19 protein-coding genes are annotated in these 17296 nt (G+C 64.7%); 8 read left to right on the forward strand and 11 right to left on the reverse strand.

The window, feature by feature from the left end; all coding sequences use genetic code 11:
• Positions 1-50 precede the first annotated feature (50 nt).
• The gene (locus J2805_RS17680) at positions 51-950 is read left to right on the forward strand and encodes a CHAD domain-containing protein (RefSeq protein ID WP_309978530.1); all 900 of its coding nucleotides are present in this window, start codon (positions 51-53) and stop codon (positions 948-950) included.
• Positions 951-970: 20 nt separating this feature from the next.
• On the opposite strand, the gene J2805_RS17685 is transcribed toward J2805_RS17680, so the two are convergent.
• Positions 971-2146, reverse strand: coding sequence for a zinc-dependent alcohol dehydrogenase (locus J2805_RS17685; RefSeq protein ID WP_309978532.1), 1176 nt, complete (start codon positions 2144-2146; stop codon positions 971-973).
• 199 nt (positions 2147-2345) lie between these two features.
• Here J2805_RS17685 and J2805_RS17690 point away from each other — a divergent pair, with 199 nt between their 5' ends.
• Positions 2346-2573, forward strand: coding sequence for a hypothetical protein (locus J2805_RS17690; protein ID WP_309978534.1), 228 nt, complete (start codon positions 2346-2348; stop codon positions 2571-2573).
• On the opposite strand, the gene J2805_RS17695 is transcribed toward J2805_RS17690, so the two are convergent.
• From J2805_RS17695 to J2805_RS17710, 4 genes are all read right to left on the reverse strand, one after another.
• A complete protein-coding gene (locus J2805_RS17695) occupies positions 2570-3271 on the reverse strand; it encodes an HAD family hydrolase (protein WP_309978536.1) in 702 nt (233 codons plus the stop codon). The genes J2805_RS17690 and J2805_RS17695 overlap by 4 nt on opposite strands.
• Before the next feature lie 13 nt (positions 3272-3284).
• Positions 3285-3596, reverse strand: a complete 312-nt coding sequence (locus tag J2805_RS17700) for a hypothetical protein (RefSeq protein ID WP_309978538.1) — start codon at positions 3594-3596, stop codon at positions 3285-3287.
• 97 nt (positions 3597-3693) lie between these two features.
• The gene (locus J2805_RS17705) at positions 3694-4560 is read right to left on the reverse strand and encodes a fumarylacetoacetate hydrolase family protein (RefSeq protein WP_309978540.1); all 867 of its coding nucleotides are present in this window, start codon (positions 4558-4560) and stop codon (positions 3694-3696) included.
• A 116-nt stretch (positions 4561-4676) separates the two neighbouring features.
• Positions 4677-6470 carry a glycoside hydrolase family 15 protein gene (locus tag J2805_RS17710; RefSeq protein WP_309978544.1) on the reverse strand — a complete coding sequence of 598 codons (1794 nt, stop codon included), beginning with the start codon at positions 6468-6470 and terminating at the stop codon, positions 4677-4679.
• 123 nt (positions 6471-6593) lie between these two features.
• Between J2805_RS17710 and J2805_RS17715 the strand changes: the two genes are divergently transcribed.
• Together J2805_RS17715 and J2805_RS17720 are read left to right on the forward strand one after the other, a co-directional pair.
• Entirely contained in the window at positions 6594-7325 is a 732-nt protein-coding gene (locus J2805_RS17715) for a DUF72 domain-containing protein (RefSeq protein ID WP_309978546.1), read from the forward strand.
• A gap of 87 nt (positions 7326-7412) precedes the next feature.
• The gene (locus J2805_RS17720; protein WP_309978548.1) at positions 7413-8471 is read left to right on the forward strand and encodes an App1 family protein; all 1059 of its coding nucleotides are present in this window, start codon (positions 7413-7415) and stop codon (positions 8469-8471) included.
• A gap of 43 nt (positions 8472-8514) precedes the next feature.
• Here the strand turns inward: J2805_RS17720 and J2805_RS17725 are convergent, their stop codons facing one another.
• The 4 genes from J2805_RS17725 to J2805_RS17740 all read right to left on the reverse strand — a co-directional run bounded on the left by J2805_RS17725 (position 8515) and on the right by J2805_RS17740 (position 11387).
• Positions 8515-10065 (reverse strand): GH1 family beta-glucosidase, encoded by a 1551-nt coding sequence (locus J2805_RS17725; protein ID WP_309978550.1) that lies wholly within the window; start codon positions 10063-10065, stop codon positions 8515-8517.
• 42 nt (positions 10066-10107) lie between these two features.
• The gene (locus tag J2805_RS17730; protein WP_309978552.1) at positions 10108-10497 is read right to left on the reverse strand and encodes a hypothetical protein; all 390 of its coding nucleotides are present in this window, start codon (positions 10495-10497) and stop codon (positions 10108-10110) included.
• A 14-nt stretch (positions 10498-10511) separates the two neighbouring features.
• On the reverse strand, positions 10512-10898 hold the full coding sequence (locus J2805_RS17735; protein WP_309978554.1) for a J domain-containing protein: 387 nt from the start codon (positions 10896-10898) through the stop codon (positions 10512-10514).
• 66 nt (positions 10899-10964) lie between these two features.
• Positions 10965-11387, reverse strand: coding sequence for an Hsp20/alpha crystallin family protein (locus J2805_RS17740; protein ID WP_309978841.1), 423 nt, complete (start codon positions 11385-11387; stop codon positions 10965-10967).
• Between the two features lie 138 nt (positions 11388-11525).
• Between J2805_RS17740 and J2805_RS17745 the strand changes: the two genes are divergently transcribed.
• Positions 11526-11822 carry a MerR family transcriptional regulator gene (locus J2805_RS17745; protein WP_309978556.1) on the forward strand — a complete coding sequence of 99 codons (297 nt, stop codon included), beginning with the start codon at positions 11526-11528 and terminating at the stop codon, positions 11820-11822.
• A gap of 25 nt (positions 11823-11847) precedes the next feature.
• Here J2805_RS17745 and J2805_RS17750 read toward each other — a convergent pair whose 3' ends face one another.
• Complete coding sequence (locus tag J2805_RS17750) at positions 11848-12153, reverse strand: MmcQ/YjbR family DNA-binding protein (RefSeq protein ID WP_309978557.1); 306 nt, start codon at positions 12151-12153, stop codon at positions 11848-11850.
• A 6-nt stretch (positions 12154-12159) separates the two neighbouring features.
• A complete protein-coding gene (locus J2805_RS17755) occupies positions 12160-12942 on the reverse strand; it encodes a phosphatase PAP2 family protein (RefSeq protein WP_309978559.1) in 783 nt (260 codons plus the stop codon).
• Between the two features lie 145 nt (positions 12943-13087).
• On the opposite strand from J2805_RS17755, the gene J2805_RS17760 reads away from it, so the two are divergent.
• The 3 genes from J2805_RS17760 to mmsA all read left to right on the forward strand — a co-directional run bounded on the left by J2805_RS17760 (position 13088) and on the right by mmsA (position 17295).
• Positions 13088-14203 carry a DNA alkylation repair protein gene (locus J2805_RS17760; protein WP_309978561.1) on the forward strand — a complete coding sequence of 372 codons (1116 nt, stop codon included), beginning with the start codon at positions 13088-13090 and terminating at the stop codon, positions 14201-14203.
• A gap of 337 nt (positions 14204-14540) precedes the next feature.
• Positions 14541-15665: a multiple monosaccharide ABC transporter substrate-binding protein gene (gene chvE / locus J2805_RS17765; RefSeq protein WP_309978564.1), complete on the forward strand. Its 1125-nt coding sequence runs from the start codon at positions 14541-14543 to the stop codon at positions 15663-15665.
• Between the two features lie 100 nt (positions 15666-15765).
• Entirely contained in the window at positions 15766-17295 is a 1530-nt protein-coding gene (mmsA, locus tag J2805_RS17770) for a multiple monosaccharide ABC transporter ATP-binding protein (RefSeq protein WP_309978565.1), read from the forward strand.
• Position 17296 lies beyond the last annotated feature (1 nt).

Raw genomic sequence — 17296 nt, forward strand, 5'->3', positions numbered from 1 at the left:
GCACACCGCAGACTCTTCTGGCGACACCCCGGGCGGACGTAGAGTGAAGCATGCCCACCACAGCCGGCGAGGTCCTGACACATTACCTGGCCCAGCAGTTTGCCGAGCTCAGGCACCAGGAGCCCTTGGTACGCCGGGACGAACCGGATTCTGTCCATCAGATGCGGATGTGCGCCCGACGGCTGCGGTCGGTGCTGGCAACAGGGAAGAAGCTCTTCGATGAGGGCACCGTCACTGAGGTGCGCACAGAGCTGAAGTGGCTCTCCGAGGTGCTCGGTTCGGCGAGGGATCCGGAAGTGATCCACGACCGGCTGAAGGACCTCCTGGCCAAGGAACCGGATGCGCTGATCTTCGGACCGGCGGCACAGCGAATCGACACCGAACTTGATTCCACCTCGGCTGACGGCCGGCGCGCCGTCCGGGAGGCCCTCGACGGCGACCGTTACGCCAGCCTGGTCTCCCGCCTTGAGAAGTTGGTGGCCGCTCCTCCCCTGACAGCGAAAGCTGCAGGGTCCGCCCGCAAGACCATGCTGAAGCTGGTGTCCAGGGACACCAAAAGAGTCCGACGCAAAGTGCGGGATCTCCAGGAACAGCCCGACGGCGGCAGCGGCGAAGCCGTCTCTCCCCCGTCCGGCCCGGCTTCCGACGTCGGCCTTCATGATGTGCGCAAGGCGGCCAAGCGGCTCCGGTACGCTGCCGAGGCCGCCGAACCGGCGGCGGGGAAGAAAGCCGCGAAAATGGCCAAACGCGCCCACAAAATTCAGCAGATCCTGGGCCTTCACCAGGACAGCGTCGTGGCCCGGACCCTCCTCTCCGATCTTGGCGGGCGGGCCTTCCGCACCGGGGAGAGCGGTTTTACCTATGGACGGCTCCACGCGCAGGAGGAAGCTGTTGCGGACCGGTCAGAGGCTAAGTTCTGGAAAGCCTGGAAGAAGTTTCCCGGCAGCTAACCCGGGAAACTTCGGCGGAACTAGGGCTGCAGCACCACTTTGATGCAGCCATCCTCCTTCTTCTGGAATGTCTCGTACATGGCCGGGGCCTCATCCAGCCCCACCCGGTGCGTTACAAGGTCCATGGTGCCCAGGGGATCAGCCTCGTCTTCCACGAGGGGCAGCAGCTGGTCGGTCCAGTTCCGGACATTGCACTGGCCCATCCGAAGCTGGATCTGCTTGTCGAACATCGACAGCAGCGGCATCGGGCTGGCCTGTCCCCCATATACGCCGCTCAGGGAAACCGTGCCTCCCCGGCGGACGGCGTCGATGGAGGTGTGCAGGGCCGCGAGGCGGTCCACACCCGCCGTTTCCATGGCCTTTTGCGCCAATTTGTCCGGCAGGAGTCCCAGCGCCTGGTGCGCAAAGCCAGCGATCGGGGATCCGTGCGCCTCCATGCCGACGGCGTCAATCACCGAATCGGGGCCCCGCCCGTCGGTCGCCTCCCGGAGTTCATCGGCAATGCCCTTGGCATAGTCCATTGTTTCGATGCCATGCCGGGCTGCCATCGCGCGCCGCTCGGGGACGGGATCCACTCCGATGACCCGCAGACCGAAGTGCTTTCCGATGCGTGTGGCGAACTGCCCCACCGGGCCGAGGCCAAACACGGCCAGCGCGCCGCCCGCCTCGGTATCCGCGTATTTCACTGCCTGCCAGGCGGTGGGCAGGATGTCAGAGAGGAACAGATAGCGTTCATCCGGAAGTTCCGTGCCTACCTTAATGGGCCCGTAGTCCGCGTAGGGTACGCGCAGGTACTCGGCCTGGCCTCCCGGAACCGACCCGTACAGCTCCGAATATCCGAAAAGGGCAGCGCCGGAGCCCTTGTCCTTCACCTGGGTTGTCTCGCATTGTGACTGCAGGCCGCGTTGGCACATGAAGCAGGTTCCGCAGGCGATGTTGAACGGGATCACCACGCGGTCCCCTTTGGAAAGGTTCGTGACTGAGCTTCCCACTTCCTCCACGATGCCCATGGGTTCGTGCCCGATGACATCACCTTTGTGCATGTAGGGACCGAGGACCTCATAGAGGTGCAGATCCGAGCCGCAGATTGCCGTGGAGGTGATGCGGATGATTGCGTCCGTGGGCTCCTGGATTATCGGGTCCGGAACGTTCTCCACGCTGACGGAGCGTTTGCCTTGCCAGGTAAGTGCCTTCATGGTGCGCCTTTCTGTCAGTATGCGCCGATCTTCCAACAGGCCACTTCGACCGTAACGCCGATCGACGGCGAAGAAAAGATCAGTAAGCTTATTATTTTACGAAACACAAAAAACTAAGCAAACTGAGCAAATCCCTTGCCTGCGGACGCGTCGGATCATAGCGTTGGATCATCCCGAGCATCGAGGAAAGGCAACGACAATGACGCTGTACCAGCCAGAGCCGGTGGAGATTTCCACGCGGATGCGTCCCGGCGAGTGGACCGAATCCAGCCTTGAGGAACTGGTCACGTCCTACCGGGCCAAGCTCATGGAAATGGGGGCGGGGCCCACTGATGTCATCACCGAGGTGGAACGCGACGACGACGGTTCCGTCAGCGTCGCCGTGTCCTGGAACAAGGGCGACCTCGCCGACGCCGCCGACGCCTAGGACCTCGCGGCGAGCCTGCCCACGGCGCTGTCGCGCAGGTTCGCCAGCAGGTCCCGCGGATTCTCGTAAATCTCCACTGCACCGGCCTCCAGCAGCTCGCCGGCGCTGGTGCCACCGCAGATCAGGCCTATCGTGGGAATGCCCAGTTTGGCGGCAGCGTACACGTCCCACACCGCATCGCCGACGTAAACGGCATCTCCGGACTGGAGGCCAATTGCCTTCAGTGCGGCCTCGAGGATGTCAGGGTCCGGCTTGCTTTCCTTGGCATCATTGGCGCTGGTGGCGGCATGGATGAAGGAGTCGGCGCGAAGCGTGGAGCGCAGCATCTCGAGGTCCTTCGCACGGGCCGACGATGCGAGCGCGACGGCCAGGCCGCTTTCACAGCACTGGGCCAGGAGGTCCCTGGCCCCGTCGAACGGACGCAGCGAGGGCCAGAAGGTTGCGAACACCGCACCGTGGGCGTCCATGATTGCTTCGTCCCGTGATTTGTCACGGTCAGCCGGGAGGAGCCGGTCTACCAGCTTGTCCCCTCCCATGCCCACCGAGCGGTGGATGGACGCCATCGGGACATCCAGCCCGGCCTGCCTGAAAGCCTGCCACCACGCAAGGGTATGCAGGTAGCTGGAATCCACCAGGGTCCCGTCGACATCGAAGAGGACGCCGCGTTTCCGCCGCGCGCCTGGTCCGATGTTGGGCATGGCCACGTTGTGCTCAGTGATGGGTGCGGGCTCGCTTTTGACCGGTGGTTCCCGTTGGCCGCCCGGATCCCAGGACACCTATGTTCTTCGGAGCCTTCACATGCTGCCGGACGGGGGGCTGCTTGAGCGGCTCGGAATCCTGGCTCTCGCTGAGGTCCCTGATCAGGCCGGTCCCTGCAATCTCCCTGGCCTTGGCCACGCCTGCCGCGGCGGCGCGCTTGGTGGGAAAGGTCACCGAGATGGCCATAAGGGCTCCGGTACCGTCGATGAGCTTGACGCGGTAGCCGCCGTCGGGGGCATCAACCAGCTCGAAATATCCAGCCATTGCAACTCCTCCGTCTTCACCCCAACCTGAGGTATTAGTAAGTATACTTACCTCTGCGGGATACGGAAGCCCTGAGGAACATCCGGCCGACGGCTGGCTAGGCGGTCTGGTGAAGAACCTGGCGCTGACGGCCCAGTCCTTCGACTTCCAGCTCCAGCACATCGCCGTCCCGGAGGTAGGGGAAGCGCCCGGAGAGGGCCACGCCTTCCGGGGTGCCGGTCAGGACGATGTCCCCGGCTTCGAGGACCATGAACTGGCTCAGGTGGTGCACGATGGCGGGAACGTCGAAGATGAGGTCCGCCGTGGACGAGTCCTGGCGCAGCTCGCCGTTGACCCAGGTCCGCAGCCGAAGGCCTGAGGGGTCAAGGTCTGCGGCCGGGACGAACCACGGGCCAAGGGGCGTGGACGCCGGGAGCGATTTTCCTTTGACCCATTGCCCTGCCGCGCCGGGCAGCTGGTAGTCCCGCTCGGAAAGGTCGTTGGCCAGCACGTAGCCGGCGATGCAGTCGGCGGCCTCGTCCACCGAGGTCAGGTAGGAGGTGCGCCGCCCGATCACTACTGCCAACTCGACTTCCCAGTCGTACTTGCGGGACAGCGGCGGGATGGGCGCGTCGTCGAACGGGCCTGCCACAGTGTTGCTTGGCTTCAGGAACACCACGGGCACTTCCGGCACGGCGGCGCCTGACTCGGCCGCATGGCCGGCGTAGTTCAGGCCAATGCCCACTACGGCGCCGGGGCGGGCCAGCGGAGTGCCGGTGCGAAGCGCGCCGGCGTCGGTGATTTCGGCCAGGTTCCCCGCTGCGAGGGCATCGCGGGCCTGGTTTACGCCCCCGCTTTCCAGGAACGTTCCGTCAATGTCAGCTGTCAGGCCGGTAAGCGAATACCACTTCCCGTTCGAGTCCGGCCCGCCGGACTGAACGGCCGGCTGCTCCCTGCCTGGATCTCCAAGACGCGCAAATTTCACCGGTCAACACTCCTTCGTGCCTGCTCCGAATAGGTTCCGTGACCATGGAACCACGCAGCGGCCGCCGTCCCCCAGCTGAACCAAATGTGACCGCGGGCAGGCCGGGCCGCTACCAGCTAGCTCCCGTGCACCGGAGTGTCGCTGCGCTGCACGCTGTCCTCGTGCAGTTCCAGCGCACTCATGATCAATGCGAAGTGGCTGAAGGCCTGCGGCGTGTTCCCCAGCTGGCGGCCGGAGTCGACTCCCCATTCCTCGCTCAGGAGGCCCACGTCATTGCGCAGCGCCAGAAGCCGGTCGAACAGTTCCTTGGCTTCGCGGCGCCGCCCCACCCCGATGAGCGCTTCCACCAGCCAGAAGGAGCAGGCCAGGAAAACGCCTTCGTCCCCGGGCAGGCCGTCGTCGGATTCCGCCGTCCGGTACCGCAGCAGGAAACCGTCGTGCGTCAGTTCGCGCTGCACGGCCGCAATAGTGCCCACCACCTTGGGGTCGTCCGGCGGCAGGAATCCAACGCGGGGAATGAGCAGAAGGCTCGCGTCCAGCTCCGGCCGCCCATAGGACTGCACAAAGGTGTTCCGCTCCGCGTCGAAGCCGTTGGCCATGACATCGGCGCGGATGGCGTCCCGCAGCTCCTCCCAGCGGTCGGCCGGGCCAACCAGCCCGAAATCCCGCACGCCCTTGACCATCCGGTCGGCAGCAACCCAGGCCATCACCTTGGAATGGGTGAAGTGGCGGCGAGGGCCGCGCATTTCCCAGAGGCCGTTGTCGGGCCGCTGCCAGGCGCCCTCCAAGTGCTCCATGAGGGCAACCTGGACATCCCAGGCCTCGTCGCTGTGCTTCAGCAGGGAGTGCCTGGTCAGGGACAGGCAATCCAGGACCTCGCCCCACACGTCCAGCTGGAGCTGGCCTGCGGCACCGTTGCCGATCCGTACGGGCGCGGACTTCTCATAGCCCTGCAGCCAGGGGAGCTCCATCTCCGGCAGCCTGCGCTCCCCGTGGATGCCGTACATGATCTGCAGGTCGGCGGGGTCGCCGGCCACTGCCCGCAGCAGCCAGTCCCGCCAGGACGCTGCCTCTTCGGTGTAGCCGGCGGCAAGCAGTGCCTGCAGGGTGAGCGTGGCGTCCCTGAGCCAGCAGTACCGGTAATCCCAGTTGCGGGAGCCGCCCAGCTGTTCCGGCAGGGACGTGGTCACAGCGGCCACAATCCCGCCCGTGGGATCGTAGGTCAGTGCCTTCAGCGTGATCAGCGAACGCTGGATGGCCTCACGGTAGGGGCCGGTGATGGTGCACTTCGCCGACCAGTCCAGCCAGAAAGCCTCCGTGGATGCCAGGACGGCCTCCGGATCAATGGACCGCGGGCGGTACAGGTGGCTGGGCGTCCAGGTGAGCACGAAGGGCACTCGCTCCCCGGCCCCGACCGTAAACTCACTGACGGTCTGCATGCGCTCGCCGCGCAGCGGTGCGTCCGTAACCAGGTAGGCCGCATCGGGACCGGCGACGGCGTGGATGCCGAACTCGTCGTGCCGCACCCAGGGGACGATGTGGCCGTAGTCGAACCGCAGTGCCAGTTCGCCACGCATTCGAACATTGCCGCGGATGCCAACCACGATCCGCACGATGTCCGCGACGGCGTCCCGGGGCGGCATGAAGTCGATGACCTTCACTTTTCCGCTTTCGGTTTCCCATTCTGTCTCCAGAATGAGGGTGCCCTTGCGGTAGTGGCGCCGGGTGCAGTCCCCGCCGCCGGCAGGTGCCAGCAGCCACCGCCCCGACTTCGGGGTGTCCAGCAGCGCGTTGAAGCAGGCCGGCGAGTCAAACCGCGGCAGGCACAGCCAGTCGATGGAACCCTCCGTGCTGATGAGTGCCGCCGTGTGCAGATCACCAACCACCGCGTAGTCCTCTATGCGTGCCATGGGACATACAGTGCCACACGCCGCCCCGGCCGACTACTATCCATGGCATGCTGCAACGAATGTCGGAGATCCGTTTCCGACCGTATCCGTTGTACGCGCGGCTGACAGACGGCGGGGGGCAACTTGGGGATCCACATCGGCACGTCCGGCTGGAGTTATGACCACTGGGAGAATGTGCTCTACCCGCCGGGGCTTCCGGCGCGTGACCGGCTGGCGCATTATGTGGCGCGCTTCAGTACGGTGGAACTCAACGCGAGTTTCTACCGCTGGCCCCGGGAGTCCTCGTTCGCGAGCTGGCACCGCCGCCTCCCCGAAGGATTTGCCATGTCCGTCAAGGCACCGCGCGGCCTGACACATGGGAAGAAGCTGTACAGCCCCGAGGTCTGGGTGGACCGGATCATCAAGTGCTGGCATGTGCTGGGCGACAAAAGGGCCGTGCTGCTGGTGCAGCTCCCGCCTGATTTTGCCCGGGACGATGCCCGCCTTGGCTACTTCCTGGCGGCTTTGCCGTGGTGGGTCCGGGTTGCGGTGGAGTTCCGGCACCCCAGCTGGGACCACCCTGACGTGTACGCCCTGCTGGAGCACCACGAGGCTGCCTACTGCATCATGAGCGGCGCCAACCTGCCGTGCATCCTGCGGGCCACGGCCCCGTTCGTGTACGTCCGCCTGCACGGCCCGGACCACCAGCACCTCTACGGCGGCTCGTACTCGGAGGATGACCTTCGGTGGTGGGCCGACCGCATCCGCGAGTGGCGGGGCTCGGGTAAGGACGTGTTCGTCTATTTCAACAACGACGGCGGCGGTAACGCCGTGCGGAACGCCGACACGTTGCGGTGGCTGGTGGGCGAAGGCTGACCCACTTTGCGCTGCGCCTTGTTACGGTGCAGCGCCTTTGTGGCCGCCGGCGGTTACCGAAGGGCCCCCTTGTGGCAGAGTGGAGGCATGGAATTGGCGCCGCAGGAATCAACATTGCCCGGGAACCACGCCCTCCGGGCGGCACATAAGATCTCGGATACTGTCAACGGTGTCCGCATCCAGCTGGCCCGGCGCTGGAATTTTGCTCCGCAGACCGTTGCCTACCAGGGGTACGGTTCCACGTCCTGGGTGCGGGTCCTTGGCCGGGCAGTGCTGACCAGCAAACCGAAACCCGGCAGCCGCGCCGAGCACGCCGCCAAGAACGGCACCCAGAATGTCCGCGGCTGGCGGGCGTTCACCAGTGTGCCCCTGCAGTTCACGGACGTGGACATCGAAATCGAAGGTGTAACCACCCGTGTCAAGGCGGACCGTGGCGGTCTGGTGGACACGGTGGTGAACGTCGAACTCTCCCCGGGCTGGCACACCGCAACATTGCGCGCCGAGGGGACCGAGGCCGTGAAGGCCAGCATCCTGGTCATTGGCCCGGACACCAGGTTCGGAATCGTGTCCGACATCGACGACACTGTGATGGTCACTGCGCTCCCCCGGCCCTTCCTGGCCCTGTGGAACACTTTTGTGCTCAGCGAACGGGCACGGATGGCCACCCCCGGCATGCCGGTGCTGATGGACAGGCTGGTGGTGGAACACCCCGACGCCCCGGTGATCTACCTTTCCACCGGACCGTGGAATGCGGCGCCAACACTGGCGCGGTTCCTCAGCCGCAACATGTACCCGGCCGGCCCCCTGCTCCTGACGGACTGGGGCCTGACCCAGGACCGCTGGTTCCGCAGCGGCCAGGAGCACAAGAACGGCAACCTGGACCGGCTGGCCAAGGAATTCCCGGATGTGCGGTGGCTGCTGATCGGCGACAACGGCCAGCACGACGAACAGATCTACTCTCGGTTTGCCAGGGACCACGGCGACCGCGTCGCCGCCATTGCCATCCGCCAGCTATCCGTTGGCGAATCAGTGCTGGCTGGCGGCCATTCTGAAACCGGGGACCACAGCGCCTCTGCCGTCCCGTGGATCTACTCCCCCGACGGCGCAGGCATCACCAAGGGCCTTTCCGACCTGAAACTGGTCTGACCGAAGACGCTCTCACCCCCAGCGCGCCTGGGGCGCGGACGGGTCAGGCCACCGGTTCGGGTTCCCCTTCAGCCGCGGGCGGTTTGGCCGGTTGGGCGGGGGCGGAGCCGGCACCGGCCTCTTGCGTCGCGGCGGTGGCCGCCGCGGCGGCCTGCAGCCGCTCGGCCTGGAGCTCCTGCAGCCAGTAGTACGATGCCTTCGGCGTCCTGTCCAGCGTGTCGAAGTCGACATGCAGGAGGCCGAACGGCTGCTTGTAGCCGGCTGACCATTCGAAGTTGTCCAGCAGGGACCACACGTAATAACCGCGCAAGTCCACCGATTCCGCAGGACCGCCGGGAGACGTTGCCATCAGGGCGCTGGAAATGTGTTCGGCAAGATAACGCAGGCGGCGTTCGTCCGGAATGATGGTCCGGCCCCCGGCCTTGTCCCGAATCACAACATCCTCAAAGCTCGCTCCGCCTTCCGTGATGAAGACGGGCGGAAGTTCGGGGTAGCGTTCCGCCATTTCCGCGAGTGCCACTTGCATGTAATCGGGCCTGATCGGCCAGCCGTAAGCGGTTGTTTCCGAATCAGGGAAGGCGGTGATGTGGAAAGGTGCACCCGGTGCGGTGCCGCTGAGATCGTCCCCCATAGCCTCTGCCATGCCCGCGGGTACAGCTCCCTCTCCGGGGCCGGCGGCGACACGGGTTGGCATGTAGTAATTCAGTCCGTAGAAGTCCATGGGCTGTGAGATCAGTTCCATGTCTTCGTCGGAGGGGCTGAACGGGGTGAAGAACGTGGCAGCCCGGATGACGTCCGGGTACTTTCCGAGCAGGACAGGGTCGGCGAACAGCCTGTTCTGGAAGACGTCCATCAGCCCCGAGCTCAGCTTGTCCAGTGGATTGCCCGAGGCGGGAATCATGGGCGAGTACACATTTGTCATGCCGATCTCGCCGGGGACTTTTGCTGCCCGCAGCGCCTGCATTGCCAGGCCGTGGCCAAGCAGCTGGTGATGGACGGTGGGCAGGGCCTGTAGGAGCTGCGATTCGCCCGGCGCATGAAGGCCTAGTGCGTAGCCGTTGGTTGTCACGGTGGCCGGTTCATTGACCGTCACCCAGCGGGCCACCCTGTCTCCGTAGGCCGCGGCCGCGATCGCGGCGAACTCAGCCAGCCGGTAGGCCGTATCCCGGTTCATCCAGCCGCCGGCCTCGTCCAGGGGAAGCGGCGTGTCCCAGTGGTAGAGGGTCACCATCGGCGAAATCCCGCTGGCGAGCAACTGGTCCAGCAGTCTGTCGTAGAAATCGAGCCCCGCCCGGTTGACCGGGCCCTTGCCGCCCGGCTGGATACGGGACCAGGACAGCGAGAACCGGTAGGAGTCGATTCCCAGTTCCTTCATCAAAGCAACGTCTTCGGGCATGCGGTGGTAGTGATCGCAGGCAACTGCGGGGCTGTGGTCCTCCACGATCGCCCCCGGCTTCTTCGCGAAAATGTCCCAGCCGGATGGTCCCCGGCCGTCTTCGTCCAAGGCACCCTCGATTTGGAAGGCGGCGGTTGCGACCCCCATGGTGAAGGACGGGGGGATCATGGCGGCCATTTCTTTAGCGGAAAAGTTCATCGGCTTGACCCCTTGTGTAGTTGCCGCGTAAATGGATTGATCTTAGTGCACTGCCGGCTCTGAGCCGAAGAGGAATTCCTTGGCGTGCACCAGGGCTTTCTTGAAGGCATCATTGCGGAGCGTGACCAGGTGCTCCGTATCGTTGACCGACGGTTCGAGATAACCGGTGTATCCGGGCCGCAGCACCCAGATGTCTCCCGCCGGCGGCAGGTAGAAGACCCCAAACGACCTGTGTTGGGGATCGTCAGGCGCCCAGATCGGGACTACCGCGAGCGCCGCGCCTGTCTCGGGATGGATCCACTGGGCCCGTGGGAGCGGCTCCTCGTGGGCCTCAGGGTCCAGAAACGGGGCCGTGCCCGTACCCCACCGCTGCTCAAAGCGTTCGTGGAAGGCCGGAATCAGATGGGAATCATAACGCCGCCAGGCGCTCATGGACTGCTCCTTTTCTACTCATCCGCTGCCCGTGATCCGCCGCCGGCCCAGGGCCCGCCAGCCCACGGCCCGCGTTCCCAGAGGACGGGTGTAACCCGCAGCAATGGCGGCTGGGCATGGACCCTGCGGACCGGCACTTCCTTCGGCCCGCTTGGGCGGGCGGCCGACGCGGACAGCCTTTTGTCGTATTCAGCACGGGTCCCCGGATCCCCCAATACAGAAAACGCCTCCATGATCTCCAGCAGGCCGGTGCTGCCGCGGTGGGCAGTCCCGCTGCCGCCGTCGTCGACGTCCGGATGGTACAGCCGCATCAGAGCCCGATACGCGTGCGCGATCTCCTGCCGAGTGGCGGTTCTGCCCACCTTGAGCACTTGATAATAGTCAGGCGGTTGGTTGCTCATGGCCGTGGTCCGTGCCGGGGGCGGTCGCCGGTCCTGCCGGCACCCGCCCCCTGCATCCTCTTTCGACTAGCTGCTGATTTGGTGCATGTCCTGCTTGGATTCGATTTCAATCTTGCGCGGCTTGGCCTGCTCGGCGATCGGGATGCGGAGCGTCAGGACGCCGGCGTTGTAGCTGGCCTTGACCTTGTCCGTGTCCAGGGTGTCACCGAGGATCAGCTGGCGGCTGAAGACGCCCCGGGGGCGCTCCGACACGACCAACTCCACGTTGGGCTGCGTCTGGTCGCGACGTTCCGCCCGCACAGTCAGCACGTTCCGCTCGATATTGAGGTCCACCGAGTCGACGTCGACTCCCGGCAGATCGAACGCGACCACGAACTCCCCGTCTTCCTGCCAGGCGTCCATCGGCATGGCCGCAGGCCGGGCAGCGGTTCCGAACACCTGCTGGGTGAGCCTGTCCAGTTCACGGAACGGGTCCGTACGCATCAACATCATTTCCCACTCCTTCGACATGTAGTTGTAGCTGTTTTTCTTTTGTCACCCGCCTTTATCTGTGGTGGCGGGTATAGATTTTTTATAGCACCAGTGAGAGACTGTGGCAAGGGCAATACGAAAAAACAAAGGAGGACCATGGCAGCACGTGGTGCGGAGACGGGCGTGTATGCCATCTCCGTGGTGGCCCACCTTGTGGGTACGGGTCAGCAGAACATCAGGCTCTACGAACGGAAGGGCCTGCTCACGCCGGACCGCACCTCAGGGGGGACGCGGCAGTACAGCGACGCGGACCTTGCCGTACTGAAACGCATCGGCGAGTTGCTGGACGAAGGGCTCAACCTTGCCGGCGTGGCGAAGGTGCTGGAACTTGAGGCGGCAAACGCCAGGCTCCGGACAGAGCTCAAAAGGGCCCGCGCCCGCCCGCAGGCCTGACGGTAAGCAGCGGCCTGAGCGTGAATTACGTCCCGCCGCCGGCAAGCAGGTAGGACTCCTCGAGCAGTTCCGCGAGCTCCTGCATGTCGATCCGGTCAAGCCGGACCAGGACAAGCTGCGGTGAGCGCTCGTGGTGAGGGGTCCAGAAGTACGTGGCGGGGTCCGTCCCGGCAAGCGCTTCCCGCTCCCCGGTCTTGACGGTGAGGACGCCGTCCTCCCAGATTCTGGCCATGAGGGTCCGGGCAAACCACGCAGGCTGGTTCCAACTGGGCCGCTCGGTGACGCCGGGCAGTCCGAGGCAGATGCGCCGGACGTCCTCCTCGCCGGCCACTCTCAGCTAGCCTTCCACCGTATCGGCCTTGGACAGTTCGCCGGTGATCTGCTCTCCGGGCACGCGGGCTGTGCGCCAGGTATCCAGCGCGATAACCGCCCCCAGCACCACGAAGGAGATGAACAGCGAGGCCAGTGCGTCGCTGACCCAGTGGTACCCCAGGTAGAGACGACTGACCGAGGCAAGCACAATCCCGATGGCGGCAGCGGCAAAGCCTCCGACCGCAGGCCATGTGCTTTCGCGTCGCGAGAAAACGAGGAACGCGGTGACCAGCAGGAAATCGCAGGCGCCGAGAACATGTCCGGAGGGGAAGGAGAACGTGACGTCGGGCCCGAACAGCATCAGGTCCAGGGGCGGCCGCTGCCGGTCGACCGACCGGCCGATGATTTGCGCCAGCGCGACGCCTGTAAGCATGGCTCCGGCCAGCAGCAGCGGCCGCCAGGCGTGCTTGGCGGCCAGGCCCCAAACCACGGTGACCACGAGAATGATGATGGGCAGCGCTACGGGCCCGAAAACGATCGCAAGGAAGATCATGGCGCCGGTGAGCGGCTCCGAGCGCTGGCTTAGCAGCCAGGCACGGGCGGGTTCGTCGAGGCCGGTCAGGCCGTCCCTTCCGAGGACATCCGTGAGAGTGAGCGTGAACAGACCGGCACCCAGGACTATCAGGACCAGTGCGATCCGGTAGAGGTTTTTCCGGGACGATGCGCTCATGTAGCGCTCTTCGACCACGAATTTATCGTGGAAGACCCGCCACCAATGGGGTGATTTCCGTGATCGATCTTCAGCCATTCAACGTCCCGCCTCAGCTGTCCTCAACGATGTTCTCCGCTGAGATTATCCCGGTTTGGCCGTTTTGGCCCGCGGCCGGCCGCCGATTGCCCGGACCGTAACGCCCGGTGGCCCGTCAGGGCGGCTGCGGCGGTAGCCTGACTGGATGGGCGCCATGAACGAACTGATTGACCGGGCCGCCGTCGGCCTGCTGGTGCGGGTGCTGACGGACGCAACACCAGGCACGTCCTGGCCGAACGCGACGGCTGCCGGCGAGGCCCTGGACCACCTCAGTTTGCGCGGACGCACGGACCGCGTGAGCCGGGGACTCCTGGCGGACATCGCCGGGGCGGCCGGCCCGCAGGGTGAATACCCGACGGCGGCGCGCATCTTCCGCCGCGCTCTCCAGGATGCCGACTTCACGGGCTGGACGCTGTGGCCCGTCACCGAAACGGCTGTGACGCTGGCACTCGACTCACACGAGTCCGCGGATTTTGAAGACTGCCTGCGGCTTCTCGCCGAACTGACGCCGCGACTGACCGGCGAGTTCGCCATCCGGCGCCTGCTGGCGGCGGACCTGGACCGGGCACTCGCCGTCGTACTGACCTGGACGGCCCACCCCGATGAGCACGTCCGACGCCTTGCCAGCGAAGGCACCCGACCTTACCTCCCTTGGGCGGTCCGGGTGCCCGGCCTGGTGGAGCGGCCCGAGGCCACCATTCGTATCCTTGATGCCTTGTACCGGGACCCGCACGAGTACGTCCGGCGCTCCGTGGCAAACCACCTCAACGATCTGGCTCGCCACTCGCCCGATGCGGTGCTGGCCGCGGCTGCAGCCTGGGCCGCGGAACCGGATGCCAACACGGTCTGGGTGATCCGGCACGGGCTGCGGACCCTGGTCAAGAAGGCCCACCCGGGAGCCCTGGCACTGCAGGGGTTTGCCCCGGCCTCGCTCACAGTAGCCCCGCCGAGGCTGGACCGGAGCGTGGTGGCGCTGCCGGCGGACCTCGCCTTCGAATTCGAGATCTCAAACACGGGGTCCGACCCGGCCAGGCTGGCGGTGGACTACATCGTGCACTACATGAAGGCGAACGGCTCGCAATCGGAAAAGGTGTTCAAACTGGCGGCCCTCACCCTGCATCCCGGCGAAACCACGACGGTGTCCAAGCGCCATGCCTTCCGGCAGATGACTACACGGGTGCACCACGCCGGCAGCCACGGCCTGGAACTGCAAATCAACGGCGTCCGCTACGCGTACGCCGAGTTCGTCGTCGAAACCTAACGGGGCAGCCTCCGATGCCAAGCCTCCGATGCAAGACGTCCGATGTCAGGCGTCCGGCGGGGCAAAAGCCCTCCATCGTGGCTAAAATGTGATTTGACTCACAGGAGTCCGCCGGTTATGCTCGATTCGTTGTTAGCGCTAACATAGCATCACTTTATGGAATAAACTGCCGGAAGCGACCAAGCGGCCGGTCCGGTCACTGAAGTACCCGTGGTGGCAGACCTCCGGATCAGGCACCAATCGACCGGTCCCACCGGCCGTCCCCGGCCGGGAAGCGCAGATGCCTCCCGGCTCAGTACAAATTCGCGGACTGCGTTGTCCGCGGAAGGAGATAAACGTGAGAATCAAGAAACTCCTGGGCGCAGTTGCCGTCGTCCTCGCTGTCACAGTGGGGGCTACGGGGTGCGGAAGCCGGGGCGGAGCGGCCACTCCTTCCGGCAGCGCCGATGCGGCGGGCTCGCTCGTGGGCATCTCAATGCCCACCCAGACCTCCGAACGCTGGATCGCGGACGGCAAGAACGTCTCCGATTCGGTCACGAAGCTGGGCTACAAGGCGGACCTGCAGTTCGCCAATGACGACATCCCCACGCAGGTTTCGCAGATCGAAAACATGCTGACCAAGGGCGCCAAGGCCCTCATCATTGCAGCCATTGACGGCACCACGCTGACCGACGTCCTCGCCAAGGCGAAGGAGCAGAACGTTAAGGTGATCGCCTACGACCGCCTGATCAACGGCACGCCGAACGTGGACTACTACACCACGTTCGACAACTACACGGTCGGCGTCCAGCAGGCCACGTCACTGCTCACCGGGCTGGGCCTACTCGACGCCAGCGGCAAGAAGGTGGAAGGCAAAGGCCCCTTCAACGTGGAGCTCTTCGCCGGCAGCCCGGATGACAACAACGCCAACTTCTTCTGGACCGGCGCCATGGACACGCTCAAGCCGTACCTGGATGCCGGCACCCTGAAGGTTCCCAGCGGCCAGACCAAGTTCGAGCAGGCAGCCATCCTGCGCTGGCAGGCCCCCGTGGCCCAGAAGCGCATGGAGGACATCCTGACCGCCGCCTACAGCTCCGGCACCAAGCTTGACGGTGTCCTCTCCCCCTATGACGGCCTCTCCATTGGCATCATCTCCGCACTGACCAGCACCGGCGGCTACGCCAAGGGCAACCTTCCGATCGTGACCGGCCAGGACGCGGAGAAGGGCTCCGTGAAGTCCATCATCGCCGGCGAACAGTACTCCACCATCTTCAAGGACACCCGCAAGCTCGGCGAGCAGGCAGTGAAAATGGTTGACGCCGTCCTGAAGGGCCAGCAGCCCGAGACCAACGACACCGAGACCTACAACAACAAGGTCAAGGTGGTCCCGGCCTTCCTGCTCGAGTCCGTCATCATCACCAAGGACAACTACAAGTCGGAGCTGGTTGATTCCGGCTACTACACGGAGGCAGACATCAAGTAGCCACCGTACCGGGTGCGGCCGGGCCGGGTTCCGGCCGCACCCGAACCGGGGACCCTGCATCCGCAGGAGTCCGGCTCTGACAAGTCAGCGGGAAATCACCATGAACGTACCTATTCTTCAAATGCGGGGAATCACCAAAACCTTTCCCGGAGTGAAAGCCCTCCAGGACGTCACCCTGGACGTGAACCGCGGCGAGGTGCACGCCATCTGCGGCGAAAACGGCGCAGGAAAATCCACCCTCATGAAAGTCCTCTCCGGGGTGTACGCCCACAACACCTTTGAGGGCGACATCCTCTTCGAGAACGAACCCTGCGACTTTTCCACCATCAGCGACAGCGAAAAACGCGGCATCGTGATCATCCACCAGGAGCTGGCGCTCAGCCCCTACCTTTCCATTGCGGAAAACATCTACCTCGGCAACGAGCTGGCCAGGAACGGCTGGGTGGACTGGCGCAAGACGAACCTGGAAGCCGCCAAACTGCTCGCGCGCGTCGGGCTGAGTGAAAACCCCGTGACTCCGATCCAGCACATCAGCGTCGGTAAGCAGCAGCTGGTCGAAATCGCCAAGGCGCTCTCCAAGGAAGTGAAGCTGCTCATTCTGGATGAGCCCACCGCGGCGCTCAACGACGAGGACTCCGATCATTTGCTGGACCTCATCCTGCACCTGAAGGGCCAGGGCGTCACGAGCATCATCATTAGCCACAAGCTCAACGAGATCCGCAAGGTCGCCGATGCGGTGACCATCATCCGCGATGGCAAGTCGATTGAGACCCTGCGGCTGGACCAGGGGCAGATCACCCAGGAACGCATTATCCGCGGCATGGTGGGCCGCGACCTGGAAAGCCTGTATCCGGACCGCACGCCCAGCATTGGCGAGGAAGTCCTCCGCATCGAAGACTGGACGGTGCAGCATCCCCAGGATCACAGCCGTACGGTGGTCCACAACGCCAGCCTGAATGTGCGCAAAGGCGAGGTCGTAGGGCTTGCCGGACTGATGGGCGCAGGCCGGACCGAACTGGCCATGAGCGTCTTCGGCCGGACCTACGGGCGCACCGTTTCCGGGAAGGTGTACAAGTACGGCAAGGAAATCAGCACGGCCACCGTCTCCGACGCCATTTCGCACGGTATCGCGTATGCCACCGAGGACCGCAAGCACTACGGCCTGAACCTGATCGAAGACATCAAGCGCAATATCTCGATGGCAGCCCTGCACAAACTCGCCAAGCGCGGCTGGGTGGACAAGAACGAAGAAACCACCGTGGCCAACCGCTACCGCAAGAGCATGAACATCAAGGCGCCCTCCGTGGCAGCCATCACGGGAAAGCTCTCCGGCGGGAACCAGCAAAAAGTCGTGCTAAGCAAATGGATGTTCTCAGACCCCGACGTGCTGATCCTCGATGAACCAACCCGAGGCATCGACGTCGGGGCCAAATTCGAGATCTACACGATCATCGCCGAGCTCGCCGCCGAGGGAAAGGCCGTGATCGTGATCTCCTCCGAGCTCCCGGAGCTACTGGGCATCTGCGACAGGATCTACACCCTGTCCGCCGGCCACGTGACCGGCGAAGTTCCAATCGCCGAGGCCACCCAGGAATCCCTCATGCACTTCATGACCCAAGAGAAGGAATAGC

Origin of the sequence: Arthrobacter oryzae (assembly GCF_031454875.1) — a bacterium.
Classification (GTDB): domain Bacteria; phylum Actinomycetota; class Actinomycetes; order Actinomycetales; family Micrococcaceae; genus Arthrobacter; species Arthrobacter oryzae_D.

Coding starts and splice junctions, on each gene's coding strand:
- J2805_RS17760 (WP_309978561.1), top strand. CDS start 13,088: ATGGGCGCCATGAACGAACTGATTGACCGGGCCGCCGTCGGCCTGCTG.
- J2805_RS17745 (WP_309978556.1), top strand. CDS start 11,526: ATGGCAGCACGTGGTGCGGAGACGGGCGTGTATGCCATCTCCGTGGTG.
- J2805_RS17720 (WP_309978548.1), top strand. CDS start 7,413: ATGGAATTGGCGCCGCAGGAATCAACATTGCCCGGGAACCACGCCCTC.
- J2805_RS17740 (WP_309978841.1), bottom strand. CDS start 11,387: ATGTTGATGCGTACGGACCCGTTCCGTGAACTGGACAGGCTCACCCAG.
- J2805_RS17700 (WP_309978538.1), bottom strand. CDS start 3,596: ATGGCTGGATATTTCGAGCTGGTTGATGCCCCCGACGGCGGCTACCGC.
- J2805_RS17710 (WP_309978544.1), bottom strand. CDS start 6,470: ATGGCACGCATAGAGGACTACGCGGTGGTTGGTGATCTGCACACGGCG.
- J2805_RS17725 (WP_309978550.1), bottom strand. CDS start 10,065: ATGAACTTTTCCGCTAAAGAAATGGCCGCCATGATCCCCCCGTCCTTC.
- mmsA (WP_309978565.1), top strand. CDS start 15,766: ATGAACGTACCTATTCTTCAAATGCGGGGAATCACCAAAACCTTTCCC.
- J2805_RS17680 (WP_309978530.1), top strand. CDS start 51: ATGCCCACCACAGCCGGCGAGGTCCTGACACATTACCTGGCCCAGCAG.
- J2805_RS17730 (WP_309978552.1), bottom strand. CDS start 10,497: ATGAGCGCCTGGCGGCGTTATGATTCCCATCTGATTCCGGCCTTCCAC.
- J2805_RS17685 (WP_309978532.1), bottom strand. CDS start 2,146: ATGAAGGCACTTACCTGGCAAGGCAAACGCTCCGTCAGCGTGGAGAAC.
- J2805_RS17690 (WP_309978534.1), top strand. CDS start 2,346: ATGACGCTGTACCAGCCAGAGCCGGTGGAGATTTCCACGCGGATGCGT.
- J2805_RS17695 (WP_309978536.1), bottom strand. CDS start 3,271: ATGCCCAACATCGGACCAGGCGCGCGGCGGAAACGCGGCGTCCTCTTC.
- J2805_RS17755 (WP_309978559.1), bottom strand. CDS start 12,942: ATGGCTGAAGATCGATCACGGAAATCACCCCATTGGTGGCGGGTCTTC.
- J2805_RS17735 (WP_309978554.1), bottom strand. CDS start 10,898: ATGAGCAACCAACCGCCTGACTATTATCAAGTGCTCAAGGTGGGCAGA.